The sequence below is a fragment of the Kitasatospora griseola genome, assembly GCF_014648555.1.
GTDB classification, from domain to species: Bacteria; Actinomycetota; Actinomycetes; order Streptomycetales; family Streptomycetaceae; genus Kitasatospora; species Kitasatospora griseola.
The window spans coordinates 420,698-433,153 of record NZ_BMRI01000002.1 but is presented as its reverse complement, the minus strand read 5'-3'; the positions used below and the strand labels follow the sequence as shown (position 1 = coordinate 433,153).

15 protein-coding genes and 1 pseudogene are annotated in these 12,456 nt (G+C 71.1%); 6 read left to right on the top strand and 10 right to left on the bottom strand.

What is annotated here, in order from left to right:
- Window positions 1-996 (bottom strand): Hsp70 family protein (locus IEZ12_RS04215; protein ID WP_229847225.1); only part of this gene is annotated, 996 nt, incomplete at its 3' end.
- Between the two features lie 497 nt (window positions 997-1,493).
- Here IEZ12_RS04215 and IEZ12_RS04210 point away from each other — a divergent pair.
- Both IEZ12_RS04210 and IEZ12_RS04205 read left to right on the top strand, forming a co-directional pair.
- Window positions 1,494-1,964: a DUF5994 family protein gene (locus IEZ12_RS04210; RefSeq protein ID WP_308430983.1), complete on the top strand. Its 471-nt coding sequence runs from the start codon at window positions 1,494-1,496 to the stop codon at window positions 1,962-1,964.
- 78 nt (window positions 1,965-2,042) lie between these two features.
- On the top strand, window positions 2,043-2,291 hold the full coding sequence (locus IEZ12_RS04205) for a hypothetical protein (RefSeq protein WP_189270862.1): 249 nt from the start codon (window positions 2,043-2,045) through the stop codon (window positions 2,289-2,291).
- 57 nt (window positions 2,292-2,348) lie between these two features.
- Here IEZ12_RS04205 and IEZ12_RS04200 read toward each other — a convergent pair whose 3' ends face one another.
- From IEZ12_RS04200 to IEZ12_RS04180, 7 genes are all read right to left on the bottom strand, one after another.
- Window positions 2,349-2,516: a hypothetical protein gene (locus IEZ12_RS04200; protein ID WP_189270861.1), complete on the bottom strand. Its 168-nt coding sequence runs from the start codon at window positions 2,514-2,516 to the stop codon at window positions 2,349-2,351.
- A gap of 55 nt (window positions 2,517-2,571) precedes the next feature.
- Window positions 2,572-3,048 carry a DUF5994 family protein gene (locus tag IEZ12_RS04195; RefSeq protein WP_189270860.1) on the bottom strand — a complete coding sequence of 159 codons (477 nt, stop codon included), beginning with the start codon at window positions 3,046-3,048 and terminating at the stop codon, window positions 2,572-2,574.
- Window positions 3,049-3,647: 599 nt separating this feature from the next.
- Window positions 3,648-3,896 (bottom strand): Arm DNA-binding domain-containing protein, encoded by a 249-nt coding sequence (locus IEZ12_RS40885; protein ID WP_505744206.1) that lies wholly within the window; start codon window positions 3,894-3,896, stop codon window positions 3,648-3,650.
- Between the two features lie 759 nt (window positions 3,897-4,655).
- The gene (locus IEZ12_RS04190; protein ID WP_189270859.1) at window positions 4,656-4,826 is read right to left on the bottom strand and encodes a hypothetical protein; all 171 of its coding nucleotides are present in this window, start codon (window positions 4,824-4,826) and stop codon (window positions 4,656-4,658) included.
- Window positions 4,827-5,228: 402 nt separating this feature from the next.
- The gene (locus IEZ12_RS37680) at window positions 5,229-6,092 is read right to left on the bottom strand and encodes a S8 family peptidase (RefSeq protein WP_229847224.1); all 864 of its coding nucleotides are present in this window, start codon (window positions 6,090-6,092) and stop codon (window positions 5,229-5,231) included.
- Window positions 6,089-6,505: a hypothetical protein gene (locus IEZ12_RS37675; protein WP_229847223.1), complete on the bottom strand. Its 417-nt coding sequence runs from the start codon at window positions 6,503-6,505 to the stop codon at window positions 6,089-6,091. Before IEZ12_RS37675 ends, IEZ12_RS37680 begins: the two co-directional genes overlap by 4 nt.
- Before the next feature lie 238 nt (window positions 6,506-6,743).
- On the bottom strand, window positions 6,744-6,905 hold the full coding sequence (locus tag IEZ12_RS04180) for a hypothetical protein (RefSeq protein WP_157815524.1): 162 nt from the start codon (window positions 6,903-6,905) through the stop codon (window positions 6,744-6,746).
- A gap of 393 nt (window positions 6,906-7,298) precedes the next feature.
- Between IEZ12_RS04180 and IEZ12_RS04175 the strand changes: the two genes are divergently transcribed.
- Entirely contained in the window at window positions 7,299-8,066 is a 768-nt protein-coding gene (locus IEZ12_RS04175; RefSeq protein WP_189270858.1) for a sirohydrochlorin chelatase, read from the top strand.
- Window positions 8,067-8,374: 308 nt separating this feature from the next.
- On the opposite strand, the gene IEZ12_RS04170 is transcribed toward IEZ12_RS04175, so the two are convergent.
- On the bottom strand, window positions 8,375-8,929 hold the full coding sequence (locus IEZ12_RS04170) for a MarR family winged helix-turn-helix transcriptional regulator (protein ID WP_189270857.1): 555 nt from the start codon (window positions 8,927-8,929) through the stop codon (window positions 8,375-8,377).
- Between the two features lie 4 nt (window positions 8,930-8,933).
- Window positions 8,934-10,265 carry a YhgE/Pip domain-containing protein gene (locus tag IEZ12_RS04165; protein WP_229847222.1) on the bottom strand — a complete coding sequence of 444 codons (1,332 nt, stop codon included), beginning with the start codon at window positions 10,263-10,265 and terminating at the stop codon, window positions 8,934-8,936.
- Window positions 10,266-10,468: 203 nt separating this feature from the next.
- Between IEZ12_RS04165 and IEZ12_RS04160 the strand changes: the two genes are divergently transcribed.
- The 3 genes and pseudogenes from IEZ12_RS04160 to IEZ12_RS37670 form a co-directional block, all read left to right on the top strand.
- Window positions 10,469-11,149, top strand: a complete 681-nt coding sequence (locus IEZ12_RS04160) for a MerR family transcriptional regulator (protein WP_189270856.1) — start codon at window positions 10,469-10,471, stop codon at window positions 11,147-11,149.
- 411 nt (window positions 11,150-11,560) lie between these two features.
- Window positions 11,561-12,004, top strand: coding sequence for a hypothetical protein (locus tag IEZ12_RS04155; protein ID WP_189270855.1), 444 nt, complete (start codon window positions 11,561-11,563; stop codon window positions 12,002-12,004).
- 269 nt (window positions 12,005-12,273) lie between these two features.
- Window positions 12,274-12,456: pseudogene (locus tag IEZ12_RS37670) on the top strand (hypothetical protein); the annotation flags it as partial.

Here is a 12,456-nt window from a genome sequence, read left to right as displayed (position 1 = left end):
CAGCTCCTTCACCAGGCCGGTGACGGCCGGCATGCGGGTCGAGCCGCCGACGAGGATGACGTGGTCGATGCCGGACACCTTGATCCCGGCGTCCTTCACCGCCTGGTGGAACGGGGTCTTGCAGCGTTCCAGCAGGTCGGCGGTGAGCTGCTGGAACTGGGCGCGGGTGAGCTTCTCGTCCAGGTGCAGCGGGCCCTCGGCGGAGGCCGTGATGTAGGGCAGGTTGATCGTCGTCTCGCTCGTCGAGGACAGCTCGATCTTGGCCTTTTCGGCGGCCTCGCGCAGTCGCTGCGCGGCCATCTTGTCCTTCGACAGGTCGATGCCGTAGCCGTTCTTGAACTGCTGGACGAGGTGGTCGACGATCTTCTGGTCCCAGTCGTCGCCGCCGAGGTGGGTGTCGCCGTTGGTGGCTTTCACCTCCACCACGCCCTCGCCGATCTCCAGCAGGGAGACGTCAAAGGTGCCGCCGCCGAGGTCGAAGACCAGGATCGTCTGGTCACTCTCCTTGTCCAGCCCGTACGCGAGGGCCGCGGCGGTCGGCTCGTTGACGATGCGCAGCACCTTCAGGCCGGCGATCTCCCCGGCTTCCTTGGTGGCGGTGCGCTGGGAGTCGTTGAAGTAGGCGGGGACGGTGACGACGGCGTCGGTGACGTCCTCGCCGAGGTAGGCCTCGGCGTCGCGCTTGAGCTTCTGCAGTACACGGGCGGAGATCTCCTGCGCGGTGTACCGCTTTCCCTCGACGTCGCCGGTGTCGGGGAAGCGCCAGTGCGGGTCGCCCACGTGGCGCTTGACGGAGCGGGCGGTGCGGTCCACGTTCGTGACGGCCTGGCGTTTGGCGACTTCGCCGACCAGCACGTCGCCACCCTTGGCGAACGCCACGACCGACGGGGTGGTGCGCGCCCCTTCCGCGTTGGGGATGACCGTGGGCTCACCGCCCTCCAGGACACAGACGACGGAGTTCGTGGTGCCCAGATCGATACCGACGGAGCGAGCCATCGCGGGGCCTCCTCCCGCACGAGCGGATTCCTTGAGCCACCCCCCTCTGCCTCACTCGTAAAGCTTGAGTTGCCCGGTGTCAAGGGCTGGCGGGAGTCCCGTTGGCGGGGGCCTGCGCCGGACCGCTGAAGCGACGGCCTGCGCTGTTCATACGATGGGAGTGTCGGGCCTCCCGCCGCGGGGCGGGAGGGGCCCGAACGCTCGGTGGTGAGGAGGTTCGCCATGGTTTCCGCTGCGGTACGCGATCGCCCTGCCCGGCGCTTTCCGTGGTGCGCGCTCTCTCCCACGTCCTGAAGGAGAAGCGGGGCGGTCGTACGAGTGACGACGCGACCCTGTTCCTGATCGAGTGGCGCTGAGACACCCGCACCCCGCCGCGGCTCTCGTGGGCGGCCGGATCGGCCCGGCGCGGGCGGAGTACCGTGGGGATATCGGGGCGGCCTGAGCCGCTGCGCCCTTGGGGTCGGGCTCGGCCCGCGCCCGCGGACAGGTGGCGAGCCATGTCGGACGAAACCAGTGCTTCACACTACGGGCTTCTGCCGGACCGGTTCCGGCAGGCCGCGAAGCCGGGGACGGTCCTGTTGCGCCTGGAGACCACCCAGTCGCGCGAGGGTGTGCTCGACGGCGCGTGGTGGCCGCGTTCACGGGATGTCGGAGCCGAACTGCCTGTTCTGGTCAGGGCGTTGATCGAACACCTCGGCCCCGTAGCGAGCGTCGGGCTGGACGCTGAAGCCTTCGACGACGTGCCGGCCCGCCTGGTCGTCGACGGCAGGTCGGTGCACCTCGACCGATACCCGGTCGGCGACGACACCGTGATCATCACACGGGGCGGCCGCGATCACTTCAGCCTGCTCGTCGTCCCCCCCGCAGGCGAGCCAGAAGGCGGCCCTGGCCGCGATGGCCCGCGCGGTCGAGGCCGGCGGAACCGATTCGGCACGGCAGATCCTCATCGCCACTGGCATTGGCTTTGAGCTGTCGGCCGAAGAGTCCTGAGGGGCCGGCCTCACAGGCTGGGCTCCTCGGGTGGACAGGAAAGGCGGGACGCAGAGATGTCCGTCTACGTGAAACTCTCGGCCGACGCCCGGGCACCGGCGGAGCCGTCGAAGGGGCCGTTGGACCTGCAGTACGAGGACGGCGCGGACGACGGGGTCACCTTCGAGTACGACCTGCATCCGAGTGGTGCACTGCGTGTCCTGCGGGTCTTCGAGGACACGCCGCACCGGATCGAGGCGTGCTTCAGCGCCGGGGCGTGGCTCCAGGTCGCGGGCACCTACCTGCGAAGCGGCTCCGAGTACTGACGGCGATCCGCAGCTGCGGGCGAACCGGCAGGGCCTCGGCAGCGGTTGCCCGCTTATTCAGCGGCGCGCGGACCGGCCTCCGTGCCGGAACCGGACGGCGGAGAGGGCCAGTGCGACGATCAGTACGGCGATGCCGATGAACAGCAGGTAGAGCAGGCCCTTGGCGACGACGCCGACCAGCCCGAGCGCGATCGCCACGATGATCAGGAACAGCACGAGCGCCATCTTCGGTCTCCTTCGGGCCTGGCGGTTCTATGGTGTCGTCCGCTGCCGGTCGTTGTCATCCGTCGGCCCGTAGGTCTGCGGTTGGCGCGCCCGCGGCTGTCAGGAGGTCGGTGCCGGTGCGGGTGTTGGCCGGGTCGGACGCCGCTGTCATCAGCCGCTCGGCGGTGGAGGGTTCGGTCTCGGGAGGGATCACCAGGAATTCCAGGAGCAGAGGGGTGAAGGAGCACACGATCACCTCGTCCGCGTCCTGCTCCTGTTCGAACCATCCGACGTGGATGACGTGGCCTGCAACCGGGACGCGGTGGGGGATGACCGGCCAGTGCGTAGGGTTCACGGTGACACGGGTGATCTTCCCCCACGTGGGGTCCAGTGCTGCCGCCAGCGGGGGGAGTTCGCGCAGGAGGTCGTGCGAGCGCGGCCACCAGGCTCCGTCCAGCCGCCCTCGGGTGGCGCCCTCGGGTGTCAGTGAGAGCCGGACCGGCGGTTCCGGCCCCGGTGGCTGGGCAGCGGTGGGATCGGAGGTCGTGGTCATGTCGAACACCTGCCTCGGGCTCTTTGTGGACGGCCTGGTGCTGCCGCCGGGGCACCGCAGTACTCCGCAGGCCGTGGGCGGTGAACTCTTCTACCGTATAATCCGGCCACAACCCTGGCCTCCGGGGCGAGCACGGGGGGCCATGAGAACTCAGTTCTGTGTAGCAGTCTTCTTCCTCGGCCGGATTCCTCGCCTTGCCGCCACGTAGATCGGCACGCGTCTCACCGATGTTTCCCTGATCCAGAATTTCACTGGCTCTCACCCTGCGGTACCTCAGTCAGGATGGATCTTGTCACCGTGGGGTGCAACGCAGGGTATCCCTTGGGTGACTTTTCTGACTAAACGTCGCGCGTGGGAATTTTTGAATAATTATTTATGTGCATGGAGGCTTCGAATTCGCGCAGTGCGGAGTATTCTGGACACTGCCGGGATAAGTTACCGGTAGGGCGATCGCGAGGAGGCGAATATGCAGATCAGTGAGACAGGATCCCTGAATGTGCGACTCGTGATCGCAAAAAATGTCCGCCCTTTCGGCGGGAAGATCATAGGGTGACGGGGGCGGGGGCTCGCAGATTTGGATCCTGTTGCCTCGGCCGGCGTTACGTTTGCACAGGCCGGAAAGGCGGTCCCCGCAGTGATGCGGGGACCGCCTTTTTTGGGGCGCAGGGGTCCAAGCTCGCCACCGTGGTGCGCCGGTTCTCATGCACTCCGCGCAGTTCGCCGTCCAGGACCGCGGCCATCTCCCGTGCGGCCTCGGCGCGGGAGGCGAACCCGCCCGGCCGGCGGGTGCGGCGCCGTCCCTCGTCGGGGGCGAGGTCGACGCAGTACGTCCACTTCCCGTGCTTCACGTCCGCGGCCAATAGCGGGCACCACGGCCCCAGTTGCTTGCCGTTGCAAGCGCGACACCTACCCCGACTGCGAGGCGTCGGCCCGGGACGTCGCGAGGGCGACCCTGGCGGCCATCCCGGCGGGAGCGTGAGCCGCTCCCTTGTTGATCCCTGCCAGCACCGCACCGCAGCGTTCCGGCTCGGACCGCGCGTCCGGCACCGACCACACCATCCCGAGCGTGTCCAGCATGTCGACAGGGCTCACGAGGCAGGGCGCGAAGCACGCGGCGGCCGGTTGGGGACGACACGCCAGGCGGCACACGCCGAACGGGGGATCACGGCACGTAGCCGGTGGGTAGGCGTCCCTGGTCCGCCCTTGGACGCTTCACGGTAGGCGAACCCGCAGGCCGAGGTCTCGGGAGCTATCTCCGGCATGCAGGGAGTGGCAGGCGGAGGGCTGTTACTCGGCGTGTCCGAGCCTGGTGCCCGGCCTTGGGACCATTTTGGGACCAGCGGGTTTGGCCGCTGGTGGACGCATATGGACGCAGTTGGACATCTCTGGCCATTGTCACAGCTGAGCCTCCGTCGGCCCGCGTGAACCATCCGAGTAGCGCTCACGCGCCAACTCTTGTGCGTGGAAAGCAAGTTGACCGCTGGGGGTCAAGGGGTCGCAGGTTCAAATCCTGTCGTCCCGACTTGCTTAACCGCAGGTCGTAGGCCGTTTCCACCGGATGGTGGGAGCGGCCTTTTGGGCGTCCCGTCAGCTGACGGTCGCATCGGTCACAGCGGGACGGGGCCTGAGCTGGGCGCACGGCGGGTCCGACAGCGTCGGTGGTTGGTGAGGTGGTCGCGGAACTGTTTGATCAGGTTCCGTGGTCGGGCGGCGCGTTGGGTGGTGTGGCGGGCGAGTTCGGCGTTGTCGAGGCGGTCGGTGAGCAGTGGGATGCTCACTCGCACCTCGATCGGAGGCGCCGAAGGGCCGACCCTTCGGCGAGGGGCACCTCGACGCGCGTGCTGGGGCCGGAAGGCGCCGCAGGACGCATTCGGGGCGTGAGACGGTCCGTCCCGTCAGCTGTCGGGTGCGTTCAGTTGGCCAGGCTCGGTGGTCGTGGCGGCGCCGTAGCGGCGGGCGAGTGCGGCGCAGGCTTCGTGGAGGGCCGGTGGGCCGATGACGTGCAGGTTCGCGTCGAATCGGGCGAGGTTGGTGGCGAGGGCGGTCCAGGACCAGGCGGCCGGGCACGACGGTGAGGTCGGGAGTGCAGAGGCGGCCCGGGATGAGGGTGTGGGTCAGGGGGGCCGGGTGGGGATCGGCGCTGAGGGCCACGAGGTCGTATCGGGGTCGCGGCCAGGCCGTCAGGGGTGTTTCGCCGGGCGTCGAGGCCGTTCACAGGCCGCCGGTGTAGAGGAGGCGGTTGGGTGAGTCGGGGCCGAGTCGGGTGAGGACGTCGGTGGTGGAGTCGGTGACGAGTCGGGCGCGGATGTCCTGGGGGCGGCCTGCGGGGTCTGCTGCTCGATGAGGGCGGCGGCTCCGGTGACGTGGGGCGCGGCCATGGAGGTGCCGTTGAGGGTGCTGGATCCGCCGCCGAGTCTGGCGGAGACGATGGCGACGCCCGGCGCGTACAGGGCCAGGCAGGGGCCGTAGTTGCTGAAACTCGCCTGCCGGTCCTGCTTGTTGACCGCGCCGACGGCGAGGGCCATGGGCGTGCGGGCGGGGGAGGAGTCGCAGGCGTCCTGGGCGTCGTTGCCGGCCGAGACCACGGGCAGCACGCCCCGGTCCGCCACTGCGTCCACGGCCGCGTCGAGCGCCTCTGAGGGCGGTCCGCCGAGGGAGGCGTTCAGCACCGCCGGTTGCCGGGCGTTGGCGGCGACCCAGTCCAGGCCCGCGAGGGCGGCGGCCGTGGAGCCCTCCCCTTCGCAGTCGAGCACCCGGACGGCGGCCAGGGACACCGCGCGGGCCACCCCGTAGGTCCGGCCGCCGACGGTCCCGGCCACATGCGTCCCGTGCGAGTGGCAGTCCTGGCCGTTGCGGCCGTCGCCGACGGCGTCGAAATCTGCGGTGGCGCGGCCTTCGAACTCCTCGTGCCCGGTCTCGATGCCGGTGTCGAGGATGTACGCGGTGACGCCCTTGCCGTTTCCCTCGACCGTGAAGAGCCCGTCGAGCGGGAGCGTGCGCTGGTCGATCCGGTCCAGGCCCCAGCTCGCCGCCTCGACGGTCACCCGGGGCGCGGCGCTTCCGACGGTGAACGGCGCCCGCCCGTCCCGGACGGGCTGCGCGGTCCGGTCCGGTGCGGGAGGGGGCCGACGCTGATCCGGGCGTTCTCCTCGATCGCCTCGACGGCGGGCAGGTCCTGCGCCGTCCGCAGTTGGAGCGGGGTGAGCGGGGCGGCGAAGCCGCGCAGCGCCGTGCCGTAGGTGAACAGGGGCCGGACGCCGAGTTGCTGCAGGACCGTCTCGGGGGAGAAAGCGGGCTTCACCCTGACGATGTACTCGCCCGGCACCGCCGCCGGGGAGCGCGTCATCGTGACCGGGGGCCGGTCGGGCCCGGTGGCGGCGCCCGCATGGCCGGTGCCGCCGGTCAACGGCACGGTCAGCAGGAGGACGGCGGCTGTCCGGCGGGCAGTGACGCGCATGCGTGCTCCATCGCAAGAAGGGGAACCGACGGCGGGCGGAGGGGCCCGGAGGGCGAACGAGCGGGGGCCGGGGAAGCGGGGCGCGTGCGCACGGCGGCCCGAGGGGCGGCGTCCGCCGGAGCCCCGTGCCGCGAGCACCTGGGAGCGGGAGTCCTGAAGGGGGCGGTCCTGGGTCCGTGGGGTGCCAGGACCGCGCGTGACGCCGGCGGAGGGTGCCGGGCCGGGCTCGGCCGGTCCGCTACTTCTCGGTGAGCGCCTGGGCGCGCTGCCTCAGGTCCTGGGGAACGTCGTCCCGCTGGGCGACATCGCGGGCCAGGTCCCGCAGTTCCGCTGTCGTGCCGGCATTGTCGTCGTCGCTGTTGTCGTCGTCACCCGCGCTGTTGATGGCGAGGGGGCTCATGGCGTCCTCCTTGATCCGGTGGAGCTTCGTATGGTCAGTGCACGATCTTGCGTGTCGGGCGGGTGCAGGAGGGGGAAGTCGCCACCGGGGAACTCCGAAGGAGTGCAGGCGGCAGGCCTGGACGGCCCTGGCGAACGGTCGGCCCGTCGCCGTCGGTGACGTGCCGCACCGGCGACGGCAGGACGGTACGGGACGGCAGTCCAGTGCGCGGCTGCGGGCGGCCGTCGATGACCACCGGAACCGAGCCGATGACCGCCGGAACTGACGAGCGGTCACGGGCCGCGAGTCCAGCCGGGAGTCACCGGCGCAGCCCCATCGACACAGTCATCACAAACGGTAACCTTTCCATCACTTTTCATGGTGCTCGCACCGGATGACGAGGGTGGTACGACAGTGACCGACGCGATCGGGACGCCCCGACCAGTCGCCCGGCCGGCGGCTCCGAGTGCACTGCTCCTGCTGGCGCACGGCAGCCGCGTCCCCGAGGCAAAGGAGTACACCCGCGCGCTCGCCCGCGCGGTCGGGTCCGCCTGGGCAGGCCGGGTCGAAGTCGCGTACCTCCGGCACACCCGCCCCACGGCCCGTCAAGCGCTGAGCATGCTCGCCGACGCCGGGCACGAGCAGGTGGCCGTGGTACCGCTGCTGCTGCTGAGCTCGGCCTTTCACTCCCGGGTGGACCTGCCCAAGGCGCTGTCCAACCCGCTGGGCCGGGCGCCGCTCGTGACGCCGGTGCTGGGCGGTACGACCGGCGAGCCCGACAAACGGCTGGTCGCGGCGCTGCGCCGCCGCCTCGCCGAGCTGGACGTCGAGTTCGACGCGGTGGTGCTGGTGGCCACGGGCAGCACCGACGTCGGCGCGTATGCCGAGGTGACCGCCATGGCGTCCGCGCTGGGTACGGACCTCGGCCTGCCGTGCCGGGCCGCCTTCGCGGCGACCACCACGCCGACCCCCGGCGAGGCGGCGGAAGAGTTGCGCCGTGCCGGGGCTCGCCGGATCGCGGTCGCGTCCTACTGCCTCGCATCCGGCGTGCTGTACCGCGAGACCGTCGAGGCCTCGACCGCGGCCGGCGTGGTCGGTGTCTCCCAGCCGCTGGGCGACGCGCCCGAACTGGTCGAGCTGGTCCTGGAACGCCTCCACCAGGCACGTGACGCGAAGGCCTGAACGGCGACGCGTCCGCTCCCTCGGCAGCGAGTCGGACGAGCGGATCCGCTGGTCCGAGCAGTCGCGCGTCAGCTGATCGCGGGCGGGGACGGTGCCGGTTCACCGGGTTGCGGCACCGATGAGCCGAGGACTCATGGTGTGAGCGGCGTCGTCCGGGCAGGGAGAGCAGCGGGACGCCGTGGTGCTGCTGAGGGGGCGTTCATGCGCGGGGCCGAAGTGCCTGCGCCAGATGTCGACGGGAGTTCGCCGCTCGCGGGTTCGGGCGGGCGGCGGCGCAGGGTGTCCGCGTCCGGCGTGCGGGTGTTTCGTCAGTGCGGTGGCGCGGGCGGGGGCTCGTCGGCGGTGTGGTGCAGGGTCCGCTCCAGGGTGTCGGCGAGTTTGGCCAGGGCCTGGAGTTCGTCGGTGTCGAGTGCTGCCATCAGCCGGGCTTCTCGGGCGTGTTGGCCGGCCTGGATGCGGTCGGTGAGGTCGAGGCCGCGCCCGGTGAGGCGGAGGCGGATGACACGGCGGTCGTGTTCGTCGCGTTCGCGGACGATCAGCCCGCTCCGCTCCAGCTTGTCGGCGCGCACGGTCATTCCGGAGCAGGTGACCATGTCGATGGCGGCCAGTTGACCGGTGGTCAGCCGGTGGGCGGGGCCGGCCTGCCGCAGGACGGCGAGGATGTGGAAGGTGGGCGCGGTGAGTCCGTGTGCCTTGAGGTCGGCCGCCAGTTGCGCCGTCAACGTCGAGGCGACGTGATGGAGGACGCCGAGCGGCCACAGGGGGACGGTGGCGGGAGCGGAGCCGACGACGGGGGCTTCCGGTGTGCCGCGGGAGGGGGCGCCGGGTGGGGTGGGCGCCCCTCCGCGAATGTTCCGAGGCACGGGGTCAGCCGATTGCCTGCGCGACCGGCGTCCGGGGTGCGGACCGGTGGTGGCCCTTGCGGTCGTAGAGGCGGGTGACGACGAGGCCGAGGGCGAGGGTGAGGGCGAACCCGATGCCGACCATGGTCCAGGCGCGGCCGAGTCCGGCACCGGTCCGGGCGTCGAAGTAGAGGATGGCGCGGACGCCGTCGACCACCTGGCGGAAGGGCTCGAACTCGGCGAGGAACCGGTAGAAGGAGGGCAGGGCCTGCAGTGGGACGGTGCCGCCGGCGGACGGAACGGCGAGGCCGATCAGGATCAGCATGGACACGATGGGGCCCGGCGTGCCGAACGCGGCGAGCAGGGCCAGCGCGGTGATGCCCATCGCGGCCGTGGCGCAGGTTCCGAAGAGCCACAGCATCGGCAGGTGGGAGGCGTCGATGCCGATGACGCCGACCGCTGCGGCCATGGCGAGTGCGGAGGTGAGCATCGACAGGACGACCATGAGGACGGAGCCGACCGTGAAGTGGCCGACGCGGCTGAGGTGCTGGACGGGCCTGATGCTGCGGAACGGGCCCTTCTCGTTGGCGAGCCAGCCGAGGGCCGTGTCGAGCTGGGCGTGGATCACGTTGGCGCCGAGCATGCCGCCGAGGACGAGGACGAGGGTGTAGAAGAAGGCGCTCATCCCGAGGCCGCTGTGGTCGCCGAGGGGGTGGCCGGCCTGGACGGTGGTCCTGATCGGGTCGGTGATCATCAGCTTGGCGGCGGCGCCCGGCGCGCCCGCCTGCTGTGCGGGGTGCTGCGCGGCCTGCTGGGCCAGCTGCTGGGTGAGCCGGTCGCCGAGCTGGGTGGAGGTGGACTGGATGACCTGGCGGTTGATCTCGGAGGCCATGTTGGAACCGAAGCTTCCGGCGGCCGGGTTGGTGAGCACCGTCATGGTCGGCGGGTGCGCGCCCGGCTGGAGCGGGCCGGCCAGCGCGGCCACGGAGGCGGAGAAGTCGTCCGGGATGACGAGTGCGCCGAACACCTTGCCGTTGCCCATGAGGTCGTCGGCGGTGTGGCGGTCGACCTGCTTCCAGGCGACCTTCCCCTGCAGGTCGGCGGCACCGGTGATCTGGGCGGTGATCTGGGCGCCCAGGTCGATCTGCCCACCGGCCGCCTGCGTGCCCCGGTCCTCGTTGACGATGGCGATCGGCAGGTTCTTCATCGAGCCGACCGGGTCGTTGTTGGCGCCCAGGTAGAGCAGCGACAGGACGAACGACAGCAGGCCGAGGATCACTGCGGAGGGTATCCACAGGCTCCGGCGGCGCAGCAGCCCGCGGGCGCTCGTCGTGAGGGCGTGGGTCGGCTCGGACATGGTGCTCCAGTCGCGGTGTCGCGCCCGCAGCGGCGCCGGGGTGCGAGGACGGTGGCTTCCGGCGGCGCTGCTGGTCGGGGCACCTACTGGAAACTTTCACTTTCTAGGCAGATAGTTGCACTATCGAACAGGTGCGTCCAGCTGGGGACCTGGGAGACTGGTCACACGCGGACGTCCGCGGAACCGTTCGAGTGAGTGAGCGCATGAGGATCTCTGACCTGAGCCGCCTGTCCGGGACACCGGTCGGGACGATCAAGTACTACCTGCGCGAGGGCCTGTTGCCGCCCGGCCGGCCCCTCGGGGCCACACTGACCCTGTACGGCGACGAACACGTCCAGCGCCTGCGGCTGATCCGTGCCCTGACCTCCCGGGGCGGCCTGTCGATCGCGGCCACCCGCGACATCGTCACCGCGATGGACCAGCCGCTCGAACCGCTCGACACGCTCAAGGTCGTGCACTACTCGCTGCCCACCCCCGTCGACGCCGCGGAGACGGACGCGGTGGACGAGCACCTGCCGCGGGTCGACCAGCTGCTCACGGCGCTGGGCTGGGACGTCTCCGCGGAGTCGCCGCACCGCCGCGCGCTCGCCGCGAGCCTGATGGACCTCAGCCGCCTCGGTCTGGAGTACAGCACCGAGGACCTGCTGCCCTACGCCGAACCGGCCGCCGCCGTCGCCAGGCTCGACCTCGACCGGCTCGAACACATCGACGACCGCCTCCGGCTCGCCGAGTACGCCGCCATCGTCGTCCTGCTGCTCGAACCGGTCCTGGCGGTCCTGCGACGCCTCGCCCAGGAGAACGAGTCCCACCACCGCGCCGCGTTCACCGGCACGACCGGCGAGACCGCGCCCGAGCCCCACCCGCAGGACCGACCGCAGGACTGACCGCACAGGACTGGCCGGCGGCGAGCAGGCGGGCGGCCGTGTTGCCGTTCCGGTCGAGGAAGGCGAAGCGCCTGGTGGAGGTGTATTCGACGACGTTGAAGGCCACCAGGGCGATCACGAGGTGGAGGATGAAGACGGGTGCCGGTGGAGCCGGTGGTGGAGCGCAGGGAGCCGTGCTGGACGGCGGCGACGGGCGTCATGGCGCCGCAGAAGCCGGCCAGGCAGCGACGGTCGTCGGAGTCGGTGGTGATGACGATGAGGGGACGGGGCGGTCCAGGAGGGGGCGGATCGGCAGGTCCTCCGAGCCGTCCGGCCCCAACTCCGGCAGGGGGCGTGGGTGACGGTGTCCTGACGCTCCGTCATGGAAGGATGTCGGCGTAACGGCAGCGGGCCGTTCAGTGAGGAGACGCCGTGTCCGAGACCGAGCCCAACGCCAAGGGCCCCGCCAAGATGCAGATGTCACCCGAGCAGATGGCGAACCTCGGGATGTCCGCGCCCCTCGGAGCGACGGCGCCCGAGCCGACGTTGATCCCTGCGGACCAGGTCGAGCCCGAGGATATCGCGACCCTGTCGATCGAGTACCGGGACGGCCGACCCGTGGTCGTCGTGAGCGGCGGGAAGTACGTTCCGGCCGAACTGCCCGTTGTGGACAGTTCCGGCGCGGCGCGCGCGGCCCGATTCGCCTGGTCGAACGGCGTGGCGCAGCTCCACACGCCCGATCCGGCGCCCGCCCCGGCGCAGTCGCCCCGACCGCCGCACCCCGGCCCCGACGTGCTGCTCGTCCTGTTCGACGACGTGCCCGACCAGATCTCCATCCGGGAGCCCGGCGAGGGGATCCACTTCGGGCTCGGCTGAACCCCTGAGCTCCCTACCGCCGTGGCGGATCCGCGGCGGCTGCCGTTCCGCCGATGCCCGGGCGGGGCGCCGCGTGGATTCGCCGGGCGGGGATCGGCGGCGCCTTCCGAGGCCGCTCCCGGTACGTGGCCGGGCCCGCCACCGCCCGCACACCCATGCGCCCGGTGATCCCCGCGTCGCCGGCCGGATCGGTCAATTACGTTGGCAGGTAAGGAAGTTCTCTGTCGTCCAGGTTTCGGGTGGCGGGTTTCTGGCGAACCATGTCCACCATGGGCTTACCTCCGATTGCCGACCACCCCGCCGTCGCCGTCTTCCGCGAACCCCGGGGCGGGCGGCCCTCTCCGGCGCTGGGCCTTGCGGTCGAGGCCGAGGCGCGGCGGACCGCCCGTGTGCTGGCCGAGGTGGCGACCCATGGCAGGCCCGCCGAGCGGGCCGCCGCGCTGCGGCAGGTC